The organism is Rhizobium cauense (assembly GCF_019511525.1).
GTDB classification, from domain to species: domain Bacteria; phylum Pseudomonadota; class Alphaproteobacteria; order Rhizobiales; family Rhizobiaceae; genus Rhizobium; species Rhizobium cauense.
The window spans coordinates 59,595-78,376 of record NZ_JAEUAT010000008.1 but is presented as its reverse complement, the minus strand read 5'-3'; the positions used below and the strand labels follow the sequence as shown (position 1 = coordinate 78,376).

The 18,782-nt window shown below is 61.2% G+C and carries 18 protein-coding genes; 11 read left to right on the top strand and 7 right to left on the bottom strand.

The window, feature by feature from the left end:
* Positions 1 to 7: 7 nt before the first annotated feature.
* From JNB88_RS16510 to JNB88_RS16500, 3 genes are all read right to left on the bottom strand, one after another.
* Entirely contained in the window at positions 8 to 1,267 is a 1,260-nt protein-coding gene (locus tag JNB88_RS16510; RefSeq protein WP_220356394.1) for an RNA polymerase sigma factor, read from the bottom strand.
* A complete protein-coding gene (locus JNB88_RS16505) occupies positions 1,264 to 1,638 on the bottom strand; it encodes a YciI family protein (protein ID WP_037132574.1) in 375 nt (124 codons plus the stop codon). Before JNB88_RS16505 ends, JNB88_RS16510 begins: the two co-directional genes overlap by 4 nt.
* 194 nt (positions 1,639 to 1,832) lie before the next feature.
* Complete coding sequence (locus tag JNB88_RS16500) at positions 1,833 to 2,762, bottom strand: MYG1 family protein (RefSeq protein ID WP_220356393.1); 930 nt, start codon at positions 2,760 to 2,762, stop codon at positions 1,833 to 1,835.
* A gap of 254 nt (positions 2,763 to 3,016) precedes the next feature.
* Here JNB88_RS16500 and JNB88_RS16495 point away from each other — a divergent pair, with 254 nt between their 5' ends.
* Positions 3,017 to 4,225, top strand: coding sequence for an MFS transporter (locus tag JNB88_RS16495; protein ID WP_220356392.1), 1,209 nt, complete (start codon positions 3,017 to 3,019; stop codon positions 4,223 to 4,225).
* A gap of 33 nt (positions 4,226 to 4,258) precedes the next feature.
* On the opposite strand, the gene glpK is transcribed toward JNB88_RS16495, so the two are convergent.
* Positions 4,259 to 5,752 carry a glycerol kinase GlpK gene (glpK, locus tag JNB88_RS16490; RefSeq protein WP_220356391.1) on the bottom strand — a complete coding sequence of 498 codons (1,494 nt, stop codon included), beginning with the start codon at positions 5,750 to 5,752 and terminating at the stop codon, positions 4,259 to 4,261.
* A gap of 179 nt (positions 5,753 to 5,931) precedes the next feature.
* Here glpK and JNB88_RS16485 point away from each other — a divergent pair, with 179 nt between their 5' ends.
* Genes JNB88_RS16485 through xdhB form a run of 3 tightly spaced genes read left to right on the top strand, consistent with a single transcriptional unit; the run spans position 5,932 to position 10,548 of the window.
* The gene (locus tag JNB88_RS16485) at positions 5,932 to 6,708 is read left to right on the top strand and encodes a 3-hydroxybutyrate dehydrogenase (protein WP_220356390.1); all 777 of its coding nucleotides are present in this window, start codon (positions 5,932 to 5,934) and stop codon (positions 6,706 to 6,708) included.
* A 34-nt stretch (positions 6,709 to 6,742) separates the two neighbouring features.
* Positions 6,743 to 8,209: a xanthine dehydrogenase small subunit gene (gene xdhA, locus JNB88_RS16480; protein WP_220356389.1), complete on the top strand. Its 1,467-nt coding sequence runs from the start codon at positions 6,743 to 6,745 to the stop codon at positions 8,207 to 8,209.
* On the top strand, positions 8,209 to 10,548 hold the full coding sequence (gene xdhB / locus JNB88_RS16475) for a xanthine dehydrogenase molybdopterin binding subunit (RefSeq protein WP_220356388.1): 2,340 nt from the start codon (positions 8,209 to 8,211) through the stop codon (positions 10,546 to 10,548). The genes xdhA and xdhB overlap by 1 nt, the downstream gene beginning before the upstream one ends.
* Before the next feature lie 45 nt (positions 10,549 to 10,593).
* On the opposite strand, the gene JNB88_RS16470 is transcribed toward xdhB, so the two are convergent.
* A complete protein-coding gene (locus JNB88_RS16470; RefSeq protein WP_220356387.1) occupies positions 10,594 to 10,797 on the bottom strand; it encodes a hypothetical protein in 204 nt (67 codons plus the stop codon).
* 101 nt (positions 10,798 to 10,898) lie between these two features.
* On the opposite strand from JNB88_RS16470, the gene JNB88_RS16465 reads away from it, so the two are divergent.
* Positions 10,899 to 11,804, top strand: a complete 906-nt coding sequence (locus JNB88_RS16465) for a LysR substrate-binding domain-containing protein (protein WP_220356386.1) — start codon at positions 10,899 to 10,901, stop codon at positions 11,802 to 11,804.
* Here the strand turns inward: JNB88_RS16465 and JNB88_RS16460 are convergent.
* Positions 11,801 to 12,133, bottom strand: a complete 333-nt coding sequence (locus tag JNB88_RS16460) for a hypothetical protein (RefSeq protein WP_037132561.1) — start codon at positions 12,131 to 12,133, stop codon at positions 11,801 to 11,803. The genes JNB88_RS16465 and JNB88_RS16460 overlap by 4 nt on opposite strands.
* A gap of 360 nt (positions 12,134 to 12,493) precedes the next feature.
* On the opposite strand from JNB88_RS16460, the gene puuD reads away from it, so the two are divergent.
* From puuD to guaD, 3 genes are read left to right on the top strand one after another with little or no spacing between them, the layout of a single operon-like run.
* Positions 12,494 to 13,732, top strand: a complete 1,239-nt coding sequence (gene puuD / locus JNB88_RS16455) for a urate hydroxylase PuuD (RefSeq protein WP_220356385.1) — start codon at positions 12,494 to 12,496, stop codon at positions 13,730 to 13,732.
* A complete protein-coding gene (locus JNB88_RS16450; RefSeq protein WP_220356384.1) occupies positions 13,729 to 14,157 on the top strand; it encodes a COG3650 family protein in 429 nt (142 codons plus the stop codon). The genes puuD and JNB88_RS16450 overlap by 4 nt, the downstream gene beginning before the upstream one ends.
* A 44-nt stretch (positions 14,158 to 14,201) precedes the next feature.
* Positions 14,202 to 15,509: a guanine deaminase gene (guaD, locus tag JNB88_RS16445; RefSeq protein ID WP_220356383.1), complete on the top strand. Its 1,308-nt coding sequence runs from the start codon at positions 14,202 to 14,204 to the stop codon at positions 15,507 to 15,509.
* A 56-nt stretch (positions 15,510 to 15,565) separates the two neighbouring features.
* On the opposite strand, the gene JNB88_RS16440 is transcribed toward guaD, so the two are convergent.
* Positions 15,566 to 16,459, bottom strand: a complete 894-nt coding sequence (locus JNB88_RS16440; RefSeq protein WP_220356382.1) for a LysR family transcriptional regulator — start codon at positions 16,457 to 16,459, stop codon at positions 15,566 to 15,568.
* Between the two features lie 123 nt (positions 16,460 to 16,582).
* On the opposite strand from JNB88_RS16440, the gene JNB88_RS16435 reads away from it, so the two are divergent.
* Genes JNB88_RS16435 through JNB88_RS16425 form a run of 3 tightly spaced genes read left to right on the top strand, consistent with a single transcriptional unit; the run spans position 16,583 to position 18,751 of the window.
* Entirely contained in the window at positions 16,583 to 16,978 is a 396-nt protein-coding gene (locus JNB88_RS16435) for a (R)-mandelonitrile lyase (protein ID WP_220356381.1), read from the top strand.
* Positions 16,979 to 16,992: 14 nt separating this feature from the next.
* A complete protein-coding gene (locus JNB88_RS16430) occupies positions 16,993 to 17,982 on the top strand; it encodes an aldo/keto reductase (RefSeq protein WP_220356380.1) in 990 nt (329 codons plus the stop codon).
* Between the two features lie 31 nt (positions 17,983 to 18,013).
* Complete coding sequence (locus JNB88_RS16425; protein WP_220356379.1) at positions 18,014 to 18,751, top strand: SDR family oxidoreductase; 738 nt, start codon at positions 18,014 to 18,016, stop codon at positions 18,749 to 18,751.
* Positions 18,752 to 18,782 lie beyond the last annotated feature (31 nt).

Here is an 18,782-nt window from a genome sequence, read left to right as displayed (position 1 = left end):
TTGAGAATTATTTCGCGACCGGCTGAGCGGCGGAATGGACGAGGCTGTCTATTTGCTGGCGGATATGGGCGGCTTCCGCTGCTGAGTGAGCAAGCGCGATGGCACGATCGAAAGCCTCGTGCGCCTCGCGGGCCCGGCCGAGCTGCTTCAACAAGCCGCCACGCAGGCCGTGATAGTAGAAGTAGCCATCGAGCTTTTCGCCAAGCGTTTCGACAAGCGCCAGCGCCTCATCCGCCCCCCTCAACTTTGAGACGGCAACGGCGCGGTTGAGCGTAATCACGGGCGACGGCTGAATGCGCTCCAGCGCTCGATAGAGCAGCTCGATCTCCTCCCAATCCGTGTCCTCGGCGCGCTTGGCGCGCGAATGCAGCGCCGCGATCGCTGCCTGCAGCTGATAGGGGCCGGGTCGGCGATGGCGGATCGCCTTGTCGAGCAGTGCCAGCGCCTCGTTGATCAGCTCGCGGTTCCACAGCGAACGATCCTGATCCTCGAGCAACACGATATCGTTCTCTCCATTGAAGCGAGCTTGGCGCCGCGAGATCTGCAGCAACATCAGCGCCAAGAGACCCATCAGCTCCGGTTCTCCGGGGAAGATGCGCAGCAGAAGCCGCGCAAGCCGGATCGCCTCGTCGCTGAAGGCGCAAGCCTCGTGCCTGGGATCGGCCTGGCTGTAGCCCTCGTTGAAGATCAGGTAGATCATGGTGCTGACGATCGAGAGCCGCTCGGCGCGCTCCTGCGCATCCGGCGTTTCGAAGGGTACTCCCGCCTTGGCAACACGCGCCTTGGCCCGCGTGATACGCTGCTCCATGGCGCTTTCGCCAACAAGGAAGGCACGCGCGATCTGCTGCACGGTAAGTCCGGAAACGATGCGGAGCGCCAGCGCGATCTGCTGTGTCGCCGGCAGATCCGGATGGCAGCAGATGAAGAGCAGCCGCAGGATATCGTCACGATAGTTGGAATCGTCGAGCCGCTCGGCAATATCGCTTTCGGCATCACTGGTGTCGGAAATCAGCTCCTCATCCGGAAGCGCTTGCGTCTTCGAGCGCTTGCGCACGGCGTCGATGCCGCTGTTGCGGCCGACGAAGATCAGCCATGCCGTCGGATCGCGTGGCGGCCCCTTGTCCGGCCAGGTGCGGATGGCGCGCAGGCAGGCCTCCTGAAAGGCCTCCTCCGCGATATCGAGATCGCGGAAGTATCTGAGCAGCGCGCCAAGCGCCTTCGGTCGGGCCGAAGCAAGCGTCACATCGATCCAGGCAATGTCTGTCATGTCGAAGAGTCTCCCGGCCGGAACACGTAGAACGGCCGAATTTCGTAGGAGGTCGAACCCGGATTGACTGCGGAGAGCTCCTTGGAGAAGGCGACCGCCTCCTCCAGCGTATCGAAATCAACCACGTAAAAGCCGAGGAGCGCTTCCTTCGTTTCCGCGAAGGGACCGTCGAGAACGAGCGGTTCTTCCTTGCCCTTGCGCACGGTGGTCGCCGCCGTCGTCGGCATCAGCCGCCCGACCGGACCAAGCTTGCCGCGCTCGGCCAGGGGCGCCTGGACGGCGTAGAGCTTCGCCATCACGGCGTCCTCCTCCTCCTTGGTCCAGGAGAACACGGTCTCTTCATTGGCATAGCAAAGGATTGCATAAAGCATGACTTACTCCTCTTCCCGAATGACGAAGGAGTAGCGCGACATCCGACAGGAAGCAGCAAAAAAATACAGTGCGTAGAAGGAGATGGTCAGGGTGTAGCGACCGAAGACGGCGTGAGCGGCCTATTGCCAACAAACGACCGCCTACTTCGCAGCCGTTGTGGCAGCAGCCGCCAGACTGAAGGCTGCGGCCTGCCTTAGCTCACGGCTCCGACGGCAAGGGCTTCCTGCACAGCCAGATCCGCCATCGCCAATGCGGCCTCGCGAGTTTTGGCGGCCGCGACGAAGCGGCCGTTGTGGCAGAACGTTGCGCCTGTAACGCCACAGGCAGCCTCAAGATCGTGATTGGTCAGACCGGCCCAGGCAGCCGGGAGATCCGCGCGAAGTTCGAAGCCCTCGTCTCCGCGGCGAATGCCGGTGACGCACCAATCCCTTTCTCGCGGGTGAACGACAAAGAGAAGATGATCGGCGCCCGCTTTCACGACCGCAGGGCGAAAGGGCATCCCCATCGGAAGCTCGAGGACGCGCCCCTGCCCCGTACGCGCTATTGCCTGAAGCACGAGTGTCTCGGCGCGCAGCTTGGCGGCACTCTGGCCAATCTTCGCCTCGACGAAACTGCGGGCAATGGCCACGGCATCCTGAAATCTGCGATTATCGGCATCCGGATCGGTTTCGTCGAACACCGGTTTCAAGGTCTCCAGCAAAACTGGCAGCGTCAGCCCCGCCAGCGGACCAGACGGGCTGAGCGCGCCATTGTCCGTCAGATCGATCGGCAGCACGAAGGAAAGATCGAACGAGACATGCAGCGCGTCGACATGGGCATCAGGGACGCCGGCGGCAACCAGGTAGTCGCGGCCGTAGTGCTTCCAGATCAGACCGAACGAGCTGTAGGGCTGCCCATCCTCACGCAGCGGCGCGCCGCGCTGATGGTGATCGAAGATGCGAGCCTCGGCATCGTAAGCGCCACCGACGTCATAGATGATGCGATCTGCACCCGGCTTGATCCATTCAGGTGCCCTGCTGCGGACCACACGAGCCTCCGGGAAAAGCCGGGTCAGGATGACGCTCGACAGCACTTCATCAGCATGAAAGCCCCCGGAATGGGTGACGAGGAAATCTGGTGTCATGCAGGGATGCGCCTTGTTTTATTGCGAGAGCCGCTTGTGGTCGGCACGACATACCGCTTGAGGAACAACATCTCAACCCGTCATCGGGCAGTCGGCGCCGCAAGTCCGAGCGAACGCGGTCAATGCCGGCAACACTCGCCGACCGGGCGAATTGTTGCTCCTTCGGCGGGTTCGGCCCTCAAAACGTCGAAGTGCGAAGAACATTTGACCGCATCGGGGCGGCACACTATCCACGGTCGACCAAGGGGCGACCGATGACATCATCCTCCGCGCAAGCGGCTACCGCACGAGCAGGCATACCGCGAACCGTCTGGATCCTCGGACTTGTCAGTCTCCTGATGGATATTTCGTCGGAAATGGTTCAGACCCTTCTCCCGTTTTATCTCGTCTCGGGTCTCGGCGCTTCAGCTGTCATCGTCGGCTTCATCGAAGGCCTGTCGGTCGCTATCGCGACGACCACGAAGCTTTTCGCAGGCATCATTGCGGACTGGACAAGAAACCGGAAGATGCTGGCCGTTGTCGGCTATGGGCTTGGCGCGATATCGAAACTGGTATTCCCGATCGCATCATCAATCGATTGGATCATAACAGCCAAAGCGGTCGACCGTGTCGGCAAAGGTCTCCGAGGAACGCCCCGCGACGCGCTGGTCGCCGACGTAACGCCGCCGGAAATCAGAGGAGCGGCCTTTGGTTTGAGGAAGTCACTCGATACCGTCGGAGGTTTCGTGGGGCCATTGGCTGCAATCGGGCTGATGTTCGCATTGAACGGAAACGTTTTGGCGATTTTCTGGATCGCCATCATTCCCGCGTTCCTGTCCGTTCTTGTCCTGCTGCTCGGAGCAAAGGAGCCCGAACAGCCGCCACGCAAGGCGGGATCGACCCTGAGGACTGGCGACATCCTGCGACTTAATGCGTCGACGTGGATTGTCATTGCTGCGGCCTCGATCCTGACCTTTGTCCGCTTCAGCGAAGCGTTCCTGCTGTTGAAATCCCAGGAAGCAGGTTTCGAACCGGCTTGGATTCCCGTCACGATGGTGATCATGCACGCGGTGTACGGTCTGACGGCCTATCCCACGGGGCGGCTGTCAGATACGATCGGTCGCACCGGCCTGCTCGCAGCAAGCCTTGCCGTGCTTGTCGCCGCGTATGCGGTTCTGGCATTCGCAAGCTCGATCCCTGTCTTCCTGATCGGCATCGTACTTTGGGGGCTTCACATGGGCTTGTCCCAGGGCCTTCTCGCAACTCTGATAGCCGACTCCGCGCCCCCGGACTTGAAAGGGACGGCGTTTGGCGTCTTCAACCTGATCACGGGTGCAGTCGTGCTGATCGGCAATGTGCTCGCAGGATTAGTTTGGGATATCTACGGTTCGTTCGGGACGTTCATAGCCGGTGCTTCGTTGTCCGCCGTAGCGCTGCCTGTCCTGACATTGATTTCGCGCTGGCGATCGGCAAGGACCAGCTGAATACGCAAGACAAGCCACCGGCACGAACGGCGATCATGCATCCGACAGCGTGCGCTTCACGGCGCTCCGCCATCCCTTGAGCTTTGCCGCACGTGTCTTTTCGTCCATATCGGGTTCAAAGCGGCGGTTACGCTTCCAGCTTTTGGCAAAGCCTGCACGATCCGGCCAGACGCCGGCCTTGCTGCCGGCAAGCCAGGCCGCGCCGAGCGCGGTTGTTTCGAGAATGACTGGTCGGTCGACGGGCGCATCGAGAATGTCCGCAAGCCGCTGCATCGTCCAGTCGGAGGCAACCATGCCGCCATCAACGCGAAGAACAGTGCTCTCCACGCCGCCTTTCCAATCCTTATGCATGGCGTCGAGCAGATCGCGGGACTGATAGCAGACCGCCTCCAGTGCCGCGCGGGCGAATTCTTTCGGACCGCTGTTGCGCGTCAGGCCGAAGATGGCTCCGCGGGCATTCGCATCCCAATGCGGCGCACCGAGCCCGGTAAAGGCCGGAACCAGATAGATTTCCTGTGTCGGATCGGCGGCATCGGCAAGCTCGCCGGTACGCGAGGCCGTATCGATGATGCCAAGCCCGTCGCGAAGCCATTGCACGGCAGCACCCGCGATGAAAATCGACCCCTCGAGTGCGTAGGTTGTCTCACCGTTTAACCGATAGGCAATCGTCGTCAGCAGTCGGTTCTTCGAGCGAACCATGTCACTGCCAGTGTTGAGCAGCGCGAAGCAGCCGGTTCCGTAGGTGGATTTCAGCATCCCAGGCTCGAAACAAGCCTGCCCAATGGCCGCAGCATGCTGGTCGCCGGCAACGCCGAGAATCGGGATCTCCGCGCCGAGAATCGCCTTTTCGGTAACGCCGAAATCATCCGCGCAGTCCTTCACCTCGGGCAGCATCGCTGCGGGAACCCGCAGGATATCGAGGAGGTCCTTGTCCCACGTGTTGTCGGCAATGTTGTACATCAGCGTGCGGGAGGCATTCGTAGCATCGGTCGCGAACACCTTGCCGCCGGTCAGCCGCCAGATCAGGAAGGTATCAACCGTGCCGAAGCACAATTCCCCTTTCGCAGCACGCGCCCGTGCCCCCTTCACGTTGGCCAGCAGCCAGGAAAGCTTGGTCCCGGAAAAATAGGGATCAAGCAAAAGACCGGTCTTTTTGGTGAAGGTTTTTTCGAGATCCTGCCTCTTCAACTTGTCACAATAGCTTGCCGTGCGGCGATCCTGCCAGACAATAGCATTGTGGATCGGCTTGCCGCTCTCGCGCTCCCAGACGACGACGGTCTCGCGCCGGTTGGTAATTCCGAGCGCCGCAATGTCCTTTGCCTCGATCTTGGCCTCGCGGATCGCCATCTTGATGGTCGAGACAACGGAATCCCAGATTTCCTCGGGATCGTGCTCCACCCAGCCGGATCGCGGGTAGATCTGGCTGAACTCCTTCTGGCCAGCACCGGCGATCTGCATTTCGCCGTCGAAGACGATCGCCCGTGTCGACGTCGTCCCCTGATCGATTGCCAGAACATATCCGCTCATGCCCATCCTCCCGCTGATCGTGATTATTGGGAGAAATCAATAGGACAGGAGGGCGGGCGAGGAAAGAACCCAGCCACCTCTTCGACACAAGAGATTTGCCGCGCGCGCAATTGCCAGCAGAGATGGTTTGCGCATAACCTCAGCTCTATTGCGTCGCAAAACGGCTTGAGGAGAAGAGAATGGCCAGAACAGTCGTCGTCACCGGGTCCACCAGCGGCATCGGGCTCGCGATTGCCACAGCCTTTGCCGGCAAGGGCGACAACATCGTCATCAATGGCTTCGGAAAGCCTGAAGAAATCAAGGCTATAGTCGAGAGACTTGAATCAGTCTCGAAGGCGAAAGCCATCCATCACCCGGCCGACATGACGAAGCCGGATGAAATCGCGGATCTGGTCGAAACGGCAGCCAAGACGTTCGGCAGCGTGGATGTGCTCGTCAACAATGCCGGCATCCAGCACGTCGAAAAGATCGAGGATTTCCCGATCGAAAAATGGGATCAGATCATCGCCATCAACCTGTCCAGCTCGTTTCACACAATGCGGTCCGCCATTCCGCTGATGAAGGCGAAGAAACAGGGGCGGATCATCAACATCGCCTCCGCTCACGGTCTCGTCGCCTCCCCGTTCAAATCCGCCTATGTCGCGGCAAAGCATGGTATATTGGGCCTGACGAAGACGGCGGCACTGGAGCTTGCCGAATTTGGCGTGACCGTGAACGCCATTTGCCCGGGCTACGTGCTGACCCCCCTCGTCGAGAAGCAGATACCGGATACGGCCAAGGCGCGCGGCATGACCGAGGAGCAGGTCAAGACCGAAGTGATCCTCAAGGCCCAACCGACGCATGAGTTCGTCAAGGCGGAAGAGATTGGTGCGCTGACCCTCTACCTCGCAAGCGACGAAGCCCGGCAGGTAACGGGTACACACATCTCGATTGACGGTGGTTGGACCGCGGCATAACCATTCGAAATAAAGATAAAAACCAGGGAACGACATGAACGACAGCATCCGCTTCATCCTGAATGGCGAGGACGTCACGCTTGGAGACGTCCGGCCGACTGAGACGCTTCTCGATTATCTTCGGTTGAAGCGCCGGTTGACCGGCACCAAGGAAGGATGCGCGGAAGGTGACTGCGGCGCCTGTACCGTTCTCGTCGGACGGCTGATCGACGGCAAGCTCTACTATGAGTCCGTCAATGCCTGCATTCGCTTCATGGGGTCGCTCAACGCCACCCATGTCGTCACCGTCGAGCATCTGGCCGCCAGCGATGGAACGTTGCATCCGGTGCAACAGGCGCTGGTCGATTGCCATGGCTCGCAATGCGGCTTCTGCACGCCCGGTTTCGTCATGTCGATGTACGGCCTCTGGCTTTCCAACGACAAGCCGAGCCGAGCCGACATCGAAAAGGCCCTGCAAGGCAATCTCTGTCGTTGCACCGGTTATGAGCCGATCGTGAAGGCTGCCGAGCAGGTTAGCCAAACGCGCCCTAGCGCGCTCTTCGATCCGCTCGAGAAAACCCGCTCCGAGATCATCTCGCGTCTCTGGGCGATGCGGAACAGCCAGACCATCTCGATCACGACCGCAGAGGGTCGCCTGATCCTGCCGGGCTCGCTGGATGCGCTGGCGCGCGTGCTGGCAGACGAGCCGGCGGCCACCATCGTCGCGGGATCGACCGATGTGGGGCTCTGGGTGACGAAGCAGATGCGTGCCCTGAACCCGGTCGTCTTCATCAATCACCTGACTGATCTCCAGTCCATCACAGCGGGCGAAGGCGGCTTCACGATCGGCGCTGGCGTCACCTACAGCCGCGCCTTCGAGATTATCGCCAGCAAGGTGCCGACGCTCGGTCGGCTTATCAACCGCATCGGCGGTGATCAGGTCCGCAACATGGGCACGATCGGTGGCAATATCGCGAACGGCTCGCCAATCGGGGACACGCCACCGCCGCTGATTGCCTTGGGCGCAACCGTCAAGCTACGCTCGCTGGCCGGAACCCGAATGCTGCGACTCGAGGATTTCTTCATTGATTACGGCAAGCAGGATCGCCGCCCCGGTGAATTTGTCGAAAGCATCTTCGTACCCTATCCCGCCGAGGATACCCAATTCGCCGTCTACAAGATCAGCAAGCGCCGCGACGAGGACATTACCGCAGTCCTCGGCGCCTTCTATCTGACCTTGGATGCGGAGGGAGACGTCAACGACATCCGCATCGCCTTCGGCGGCATGGCCGCAACACCGAAGCGCGCTCGCCATGTCGAGAACGCCCTCATGGGCAAGCCTTGGAATGAAGCGACCATCGAATCAGTGCGCGCGGAGTTCGATGCCGATTTCCAGCCCCTGACCGACTGGCGTGCGACGGCCGAATATCGCCAACTGACGGCAAAGAACCTGCTGATGCGCTTCCTCCTGGAAACGTCAGGCACACCGGCCGAGCTCCACCGCTTCGAGGAGGTCGCGTAATGGACAAGTCGACCTTCGCCGATCCCAAATTCATCATCAACGGTGCGATGCACGACGCACAGCGCCACGATTCCGCGCACAAGCATGTCACCGGATCGGCTGCCTACATCGACGACCTTCCGGAGCCTGTCGACCTGCTGCACGGCGCTTTGGGCCTCTCCGACCGGGCGCACGCCGAGATCGTCAGCATGGACCTCTCGGAGGTCGAAGCGACGCCCGGCGTCATCTGGGTGTTCACTGGCAAGGACGTTCCAGGCATCAACGACGTCAGTTCCAATGGCAGCCACGACGAACCGTTGCTCGCCGAGAAGAAGGTCGAGTTCCACAATCAGCCGATTTTTGCCGTCATTGCCGAAACGCGCGAGATTGCTCGCCGGGCCGCCCGCAAGGCGAAAGTTGAGTATCGCGACTTGCCGCACTGGAGCGATATCGACGGCGCACTCGCCAACGGCGGCCCGCTTGTCATCACGCCGATGACTTTGCAGCGCGGCGACGCGAAGGCGGAATTGGCAAGCGCTCCCCGACGCCTGACGGGCCAGATGCGAATCGGCAGCCAGGAACACTTCTATCTCGAAAGCCATATCGCCATGGCGATTCCTGGCGAAGACGACGACATTACAGTCTGGTCGTCGACCCAGCATCCGAGCGAGATCCAGCATATCGTCGGCCACGTTCTTGATATCCCGTCGAACGCGGTGACCGTGAACGTCCGCCGTATGGGCGGCGGCTTTGGCGGCAAGGAAACGCAGGGCAACCAATTCGCGGCGCTCGCTGCCATTGCCGCCAAGAAACTTAAGCGCGCCATCAAATTTCGCCCCGACCGCGATGAGGACATGGCCGCCACCGGCAAGCGCCACGATTTTCTTGTCGACTACGAACTCGGCTTTGATGGCGACGGCCGCATCCACGCGGTCGATGCCACCTATGCGGCACGCTGCGGCTTCTCCTCCGACCTGTCCGGCCCGGTGACGGACCGCGCGCTCTTCCATGCGGATTCCAGCTACTTCTACCCGCACGTCCATCTGACCTCGAAGCCGTTGAAGACGCATACCGTCTCCAACACTGCCTTCCGGGGTTTTGGTGGCCCACAGGGGATGTTAGGTGGCGAGCGCTTCATCGAGGAGATCGCATACGCCGTCGGCAAGGATCCATTGGAAGTGCGCAAGCTGAACTTCTACGGACAGCCCGGCTCCGGCCGTACGCTTACGCCTTACCACCAGGAGGTCGAGGGCAACATCATCGGCCGAATCGTCGATGAGCTTGAGCAAAGTGCCGACTATCAGGCGCGCCGCAACGCAATCGTCGAGTTCAATCGCAACAACCGTTTCATCCGCAAGGGCATTGCGCTGACACCGGTGAAGTTCGGCATCTCCTTTACCTTGACGGCTTTCAACCAGGCCGGCGCCCTCGTGCATATCTATCAGGATGGCTCGATCCACCTGAACCACGGCGGCACCGAGATGGGCCAGGGGCTCTATACCAAGGTGGCGCAGGTGCTGGCCGACAGTTTCCAGGTCGACATCGAGCGGGTGAAGATCACGGCGACGACGACAGGCAAGGTGCCCAACACCTCGGCCACCGCTGCATCGTCCGGATCGGACCTGAACGGCATGGCAGCCTATGACGCCGCTCGCCAGATCAAGGAACGACTGGTCGCATTTGCCGCCGAGAAGTGGGCCGTGCCTCCGACGGATGTGGTCTTTCTACCAAACCGGGTGCGAGTCGGCGACAAGGAGTTCCCGTTCCCGGACTTCGTCAAGCAGGCCTACTTCGCCCGTGTGCAGCTTTCTGCTGCCGGATTCTACAAGACCCCGAAGATCCATTGGGATCGCGCCGCCGGCCGCGGCACACCGTTTTACTATTATTCTTACGGCGCCGCCTGCTCGGAAGTTTCGATCGATACGCTGACGGGCGAATATCTGATGGAACGCACCGATATCCTGCATGATGTCGGCCGCTCGCTGAACCCGGTAATTGATATCGGCCAAGTGGAGGGCGCGTTCGTTCAAGGCATGGGCTGGCTGACAACAGAAGAACTCTGGTGGGACGACAAGGGCCGGCTGCGCACGCACGCGCCGTCGACCTACAAGATCCCGCTCGCCTCCGATCGCCCGAAGATCTTCAATGTGCGGCTTGCCGAATGGTCAGAGAACACGGAGGCGACCATCGGCCGTTCCAAGGCAGTGGGCGAGCCACCCTTCATGTTGGCGATTTCGGTGCTGGAGGCGCTCTCGATGGCTGTCGCCAGTATTGCCAACTACAGGGTTTGCCCCCGCCTCGACGCGCCGGCTACGCCAGAGCGCGTGTTGATGGCCGTCGAGAGAATGAAGAAGGCATAGGCTGAAGTGGCGGCACTCTGGCACCGCCACTCAAATTTCACGAACCTAGCGCCAAAACTCCCGGTCATAACGCGGCTCGCGCCCGTCCTTGAAGCCGAGGTCGCGCTGAACGCGATCCGGCATGCCCTCGAGTTCCAGCCTGTCCGATCCTGAAAGCCTGCGCAGCAGCCTCCGGCCAAGGCTGGAGAGCCAGCTTGAAGTCTCGACAGCCCTTGCTTGGCTCTCCCGTTCGATAACCGCGCAATCCATGACATCACCTCGACAATCTGATCCATTGGGTTGCAGACTGCGCCAATAAATGCTGCAATTCCAATCGAACGATTGCTTTGATCCATAAAGAGAACTTATCCATGAAAATGTCGAGGCAGTTTCCGCTGAACGCACTTCGGGTCTTTGAAGCGGTCGCGCGGCTCGGTAGTTTCACCAAGGCTGGTGAAGAGCTCGGCATGACGCAGACAGCGGTCAGCTATCAGGTAAAGCTGCTGGAAGAGAACGTGGGCGAGCCACTCTTTCTGCGCCTCCCCCGTCAAATCAGCCTGACCGAGACCGGCGAGCGGCTCGCGCCACAGGTCACCGAAGCGTTCGAAATGCTGCAACTCGCCATGGCGGAAGCGCGGGGAGAAACAGAGGTAACGCTGCAGATTACCTGTTTGGCGACATTCGCGTCCCAATGGCTCGCGCGTAAGCTTGGCAATTTTCAGCTTGCCAATCCGAACATCGCGGTGCGGCTCAGCACCTCGGATGCGCTGCTCGATTTAGGCCGCGAAGCGGTCGATGTCGGTATACGCTCAGGCACGGGAGAGTGGCCAGGTCTGCGGGCGGACAAACTGATGGACGTCTATTTCACGCCCATGCTGAGCCCGGCGCTAGCGGACAGTGTCGGCGGCATTCATGAGCCTGCCGACCTCCTGAAGCTTCGGATTTTCGATCTCACCGATCCTTGGTGGCACCAATGGCTCGAAGCGGCAGGTGTGCCGATTCCCAGCCTCGAGAAGAGAAGCCCGAGCTATTATGGCGCCCAGGCCTTCGAGGCCGCGGCTGCCGTCGCCGGCCAGGGCGTCGCGATCCTCACGCCTGACTTCTATCCGGAAGAGCTTGCGAGCGGGAAGCTGATCCGCCCATTCGAGCTTCAATGCACTGACGGTCGCGGCTACTGGCTGGCCTATCCGGAAAGCCGCCGCAACGTTCCTAAAATCAAGGCATTCCGAAACTGGATTCTCGAGGAGATGAACGTCGCCGGCCCCTCCTCCAGCTAGTAGCCCATCTGTGGGGCATAGAAGCAGCGCGGCGTATCCTCGTTGGGAAACAGGCAGAGATGGTAGTCACCGTCACCGGAGCGCATTGCCCTGGTTATCGGCAGCAGAAAGATGTGGGCGCGTGTAACCAGCCTATGGTCGCCCGGAAGTAGCGTCACCCGGTAACCGTTCGGCGTGATCGCCACACTCTTCGGCGGGATCATCTGGCAATCTCCAGTCTCGCTGTCGCCATTGCAGCAGAAAGGTTCATAGCTCCAGCCGGAAGGTGCGTCGTGGGCGTAGGCGCAGGACGCGAAAGCAATCATCACACACACAAGAATGCTGCGCATGGGCATCTTCTCCGTCGATGAATGCGCCGCCGGAATGAAGCGGTCTCCACGTCATCCGGGGCAGCCTCAAAAATGAAACTGTAATCGAACCGTTACATTTCAAGCCACGTTTCATGCTGCGAAGCGGCGTCAACGAGCCGCGCATTCCCAGGCGATTCACCACTGCGCGTGTTTTGAAACGGCACACGCCGCTTTGCTCCGCTGATCTGCGGATCATCGCCGTTCACTGAGCATCCAATGCAAAAACGTCGAGATGTTGGCTGGCCGAACTTTTCTCGGCGGTGTCCAGCGTCTTATCCCCTTCCCTGCGGCCTCAACATTTTGCATGGTGTTGAATCGGAGGAAGAACAGGGGAACTCAATGTATGAATATGCCATCGCGTGGGAATGGTTGGCCTTTGCGGCCCGCTGGTTCCACGTCATTACCGCGATTGCCTGGATCGGCTCGTCTTTTTATTTCATTGCGCTCGACCTCGGTCTGGTGAAGCGCCCGCATCTTCCGCCGGGCGCCTATGGCGAGGAGTGGCAGGTTCACGGCGGCGGCTTCTACCATATCCAGAAGTATCTCGTGGCTCCGGCACAGATGCCCGAGCACCTGACCTGGTTCAAATACGAGAGCTACTTCACCTGGCTCTCCGGCTTCCTGATGCTCTGTATCGTGTATTACGGCGGCGCCGATCTCTTCCTGATCGACCGTCATGTGCTTGATATCAGCGCGCCGGTGGCGATCCTGATCTCGCTCGCCTCGCTGGCCGTCGGCTGGATTGTCTACGACCTCTTGTGCAAATCGCCGCTCGGCAAGAACACCTGGGGCCTGATGGCGGTCCTCTACGCCGTGCTGGTCTTCATGGCCTGGGGCTACACGCAGCTTTTCACCGGCCGTGCCGCCTTCCTGCATCTCGGCGCCTTCACGGCGACGATCATGTCGGCCAACGTCTTCATGATCATCATCCCAAACCAGAAGATCGTCGTCGCCGACCTGATCGCCGGACGCACGCCTGATGCGAAATACGGTGCGATCGCCAAGCAGCGCTCGCTCCACAACAACTACCTGACGCTACCCGTCATCTTCTTCATGCTGTCAAACCACTATCCGCTGGCCTTCGGCACCGCCTACAACTGGGTGATCGCGGCCCTCGTTTTCCTGATGGGCGTCACCATCCGCCACTGGTTCAACACGACGCATGCCCGCAAGGGCCGCCCGACGTGGACCTGGATCGTCACAGTCATCCTCTTCATCCTGATCATGTGGCTCTCCACAGTGCCGAAGGTGCTGACCGGTGAAAAGGACGCGCAGGCCGTTGCGCCCGCGTTCCAGCAATTCGCCGGCGACGCGCATTTCCCCGCGGTCAAGCAGCTCGTCGGCACGCGCTGTTCCATGTGCCATGCCGCCGAGCCCGTCTATGAGGGGCTGGCGCGACCGCCGAAGGACGTCGTGCTTGAAACCGACGCGGAAATTGCCGCCCATGCGCGCGAGATCTATATACAGGCGGGCCGCAGCCACGCCATGCCGCCCGGCAACGTGACCGACATCACCCCGGACGAGCGCAAGCTGCTGGTCGCCTGGTTTGAAAGCGCTGTCGAAGGCAAACAGGAATGATATCAGTCGCCTTTCGCGTCATACTCCTCGCCTCCACCCTGACCGCCTGCGGCGAGAGCGGCGCCGATGCGACGACGAAGGCCAGTCCGACAGCAGCTTCAGGCGATTTTGCCGGTGACCTCAATGCACTCGGCACGGAACCCTTCTGGGCGATCAAAATCCGCGCCGACGGTCTTACCTTCAGCCGCCCGGGTGTCGAGGACGCCGAGAGCCCTAACCCGGGCCCGGTCATCGAAAACGATCATGCCACCTGGACGATTGCCGACGGACCGACGCCCTTCAAGCTGACGCTGACCAAGGGGGACTGCTCGGACGGCATGTCCGATCGCCACTACACGCTGCGCGCGGTTCTGGTATTCGAGAACAAGACCATGTACGGCTGCGCCGCCATGCCGGCGGCCATCGCCGCCCAGCCGGCGCCCTGACGCGAACGCCGCGACAACAAGACAATCGATAGAGGCAGAACGCCATGACACACACACTTCTCCGCGGCCGGCTGCTTTCCTTCCTGCGTGCCCCTGATGATCTTGGCGATACCGGAAGCTATCTCTACGAAAGCGACGGCGCCCTGCTGATCAAGGACGGCCTGATCGTTGCCAGCGGCACCTATGAAAAGGTCGGTGCGGAAGCTCCCTCCGATGCGGTGACCATTGACCATCGCCCCCATCTGATCATGCCTGGCTTCATCGACATGCATCTGCACTTCCCGCAGATGCAGGTGATCGCCTCATACGCGGCAAACCTGCTGGAGTGGCTGAACACCTATACCTTCCCGGAGGAATGCCGCTTCGTTGAAAGCGCGCATGCCGAGCGGATAGCCGGGCATTTCTACGACGAACTCGTGCGCCACGGCACGACGACGGCCGTTGCCTACTGCTCGGTGCACAAGACCTCCGCCGACGCCTTCTTCGCCGAAGCGCTGAAACGCAACATGCGCATGGTCGGCGGCAAGGTGATGATGGACCGCAATGCCCCGCAGGGCCTGCTCGATACCCCACAGATGGGTTACGACGAGACCCGCCAGATCATCGCCGAATGGCAAGGGAAGGGCCGCAACCACGTCGCCATCACCCCGCGCTTCGCCATCACCTCGACGCCGGCGCAGATGGAAGCCACCCAGGCGCTCGCCCGCGAGTTTCCCGACCTGCATATCCAGACGCATCTCTCCGAGAACCACGACGAGATCAAGTTCACCTGCGAGCTCTATCCCGAGGCGATCGACTACACCGACATCTATGCCCGCTACGGCCTGCTGGGCGACAAGACGCTCTTCGGTCACTGCATCCATCTTTCCGATCGCGAGGCGGATGCGATGAGCGAAGCAGGCTCGGTCGCGGTGCATTGCCCGACATCGAACCTCTTCCTCGGTTCCGGTCTCTTCCCCTTAAAGGCGCTCGGTCGCCGCGAGAAGCCGGTGCGCATCGGCGTCGCCACCGATATCGGCGGCGGCTCCAGCTATTCGATGCTGCGTACGATGGACGAGGCCTACAAGATCCAGCAGTTGCTCGGCGAACGCCTGAACCCGCTGGAGAGCTACTACCACATGACATTGGGCAACGCCCGATCGCTGTCGCTTGCCGACCGGATCGGTACGCTCGATGTCGGCTCCGACGCCGATATCGTTGTCCTCAATGCCGCCGCGACGCCCGCCATGGCGCTAAAGATGGAAGTCGTGAAGACGCTGCCGGAAGAGCTCTTCCTGCTGCAGACCATGGGCGACGACCGCGCGATTGTGGAGACTTACGTGGCAGGAGTTGCGGCCAAGAGCGCGATCTGAGATCTGCCCGTTGAGCTCGGCATCTGCCCGCAACCAGCGGGCGGATTTGGTGTGCCTCACCCCCGGTAGCGAAGCGCGTTGACCAACAGGGCGAAGGCCGGAGACGTCTGCCGGCGGCTTGGATAATAAAGATGATATCCAGGAAAAGGCGCGCACCAATCCTCAAGCACGCGAACAAGCCGCCCATCGGACAGAGGCTGCCGCACCAGCGCCTCCGGCACGAACGCCAGACCAAGCCCCGAAAGCGCTGCGTTCAGCCGTAGCTGGGCATTGTTGAACACCAGCTGCCCCTCCACGCGCACCTTTACCTCGCGTCCGTCCTTCTCGAACTCCCAGGCATAGACCCCGCCATAGGTCGGCAAGCGCAAGTTGATGCAGTTGTGGTCTGTGAGCTCGGCAGGCGCCTGCGGCTTCGTCCGTCGCTCGAAATAGGCAGGCGCTCCGACAACAGCCATCCGCATATCAGGCCCGATGCGCACGGCGATCATGTCCTTCGCCACCTGCTCGCCGAGCCGAACACCGGCGTCATAGCGCTCGGCGACAATGTCGGTCAGCCCGTAGTCGACGATGATCTCGACATTGATATCTGGATAATCAGGCAGCAGCTTTTCCAGCGCCGGCCAGAGGATAGCGTCGGCGGCATGCTCTCCCGCCGTGATGCGGATCGTACCCGCCGGCTTCTCGCGAAATTCGCTGAGCGCTGCGAGCTCACTCTCGATCTCGTCGAAACGCGGCCCGATCGAACCCAGCAGCCGCTCGCCTGCCTCGGTCGGCGACACGCTGCGCGTCGTGCGCGTCAGCAGTCGAAGACCGAGGCGTGTTTCGAGGCCACGGATCGTATGGCTGAGTGCGGATTGCGACACCCCGAGCTTGGCCGCGGCCTTCGTGAAGCTTCTCTCCCGGGCCACGGCCAGAAAGGCGATGAGGTCATTGATCGATTGCCGCGTCATTCATGAATCTCACTCATAAGCTTATGCCGTTTATACCATCTAATCGCAGGAAAGCATCCGCACTAGATCTTCTTCCGAACGTCAGCCGAGCAGCACGCTCCTGAACTCACGAAAGGACGAAAGATGCAAATCAAGCGAAACGGCTCCGATCCATCCGCCAAGGGACCGGCGGACTATTTCACCGGAACGGTCCGCATCGACGCGCCGTTCAGCGGAGCGGCGCCAGCACGCGTCGGCGGCGCAACGGTGACCTTCGAACCCAGCGCCCGCACCGCCTGGCACACCCATCCGCTCGGTCAGACGCTGATCGTCCTCTCCGGCACCGGTCGCGCACAGCGTGACGGCGGACCTGTCGAAGAAATCCGCGCAGGCGACATCATCTGGTTCGAACCGGGCGAGAAGCACTGGCACGGTGCATCCGCAACAACTGCAATGACCCACATCGCGATCGCCGAAGCCCTCGACGGCAAGGTGGTCGACTGGATGGAAAAGGTCACGGACGAACAATATCAGGGCTAGGAAAGGAATATTCCATGCAAAAGCGCACACTCGGAAAAAGCGGCCTCGAAGTATCCGCCCTCGGCCTCGGATGCATGGGCCTGAGCTACGGCTACGGCCCCGCAACCGACACTGCGGACGCAATCAAGTTGATCCGCGCCGCCTTCGAACGCGGCGTCACCTTCTTCGACACCGCGGAAGCCTATGGTCCCTACAAGAACGAAACCCTGCTCGGCGAGGCGCTCGCGCCGTTCCGCGACAAGGTCGTCATCGCCACCAAGTTCGGCTTCAACTTCGGTCCTGATGGTGGCCAGAGCGGTATGAACAGCCGCCCCACCCATATCAGGGAGGTTGCCGACGCGGCGCTGAAGCGCCTCAACACCGACGTGATCGACCTCTTCTATCAGCACCGCGTCGATCCCGATGTGCCGATCGAGGACGTCGCCGGCACCGTCAAGGACCTCATCGGCGAAGGCAAGGTTAAGCACTTCGGCCTTTCCGAAGCGGGTGCCAGAACGATCCGCCGCGCGCACGCCGTGCAGCCGGTCGCCACCCTGCAGAGCGAATATTCGCTGTGGTGGCGCGAGCCGGAACAGGACATCCTGCCGACACTCGAGGAACTTGGCATCGGCTTCGTTCCCTTCAGCCCGCTCGGCAAGGGTTTCCTGACCGGCGCGATCAACGAGGCGACCACCTTCGACAGCAAGGACTTCCGCAACGTCGTGCCGCGCTTTTCCGCCGAAGCCCGCAAGGCCAATCAGGCGCTCGTCGATCGCCTCGGCGAGATCGCCCGCGACAAGGGGGCGACGCCAGCACAGATTGCGCTTGCCTGGCTGCTGGCCCGCAAGCCCTGGATCGTTCCGATCCCGGGAACGACAAAGATGCATCGGCTGGAAGAGAACATCGGCGCAGCCGCCGTTCAACTAACTGCTGACGATCTTGCCGCTATCGAAACCGCGCTCGCCGGCATCAATGTCGAGGGCGACCGCTACCCGGCACATCTGCAGGCAAGGGTCGACCGCTGAGCGGCGACCAGGCGAACGGAAAGGATATGTCATGACTGATGGTATCAAGGACAAGGTCGTCGTGATTACCGGCGCGAGCAGCGGCCTTGGCGAAGCTGCGGCCAGACGCCTGGCTCGAGACGGCGCCAAACTCGTTCTCGGCGCCCGGCGTCTCGACCGGCTGAATGCGATCGCAGACGAGCTCGGCCTCGGCAGCGACGCCGTCGTCGAGACCGACGTAACCGAGGTCGATCAGGTCAAACGCCTGGTCGACCATGCTGTCCGGCTGCATGGCCGCATCGATGTCATCATCAACAATGCCGGCCTGATGCCGCACTCTCCGCTGGAGCGCGGCAAGGTGGAGGATTGGGACCGGATGATCGATGTCAACCTCAAGGGCGTGCTCTACGGTATTGCCGCGGCCCTGCCCCATATGAAGGAGCAGAAGAGCGGCCATGTCATCAACGTCTCGTCGGTGGCCGGTCACAAGGTCAATCCGGGTGGCGCCGTCTATGCCGCGACCAAGCACGGCGTGCGCGTCATTTCCGAAGGTCTGCGGCAGGAGGTAAAGCCCTACAACATCCGCACGACGATCATCTCGCCGGGCGCCGTTGCGACCGAATTGCCCGACAGCATCACCGAACCCGACGTCGCCGAGCGTGTCCGCAAAGTCTACGAAATGGCGATTCCGGCCGACTCTTTCGCGAGCATGGTGGCCTTCGCCATGAGCCAGCCGGAGGATGTCGATGTGAACGAAATCCTGTTCAGGCCGACCAGGCAGGAATATTGATATTGGGGCGGCCGTTTCGGGCCGCCTCTTA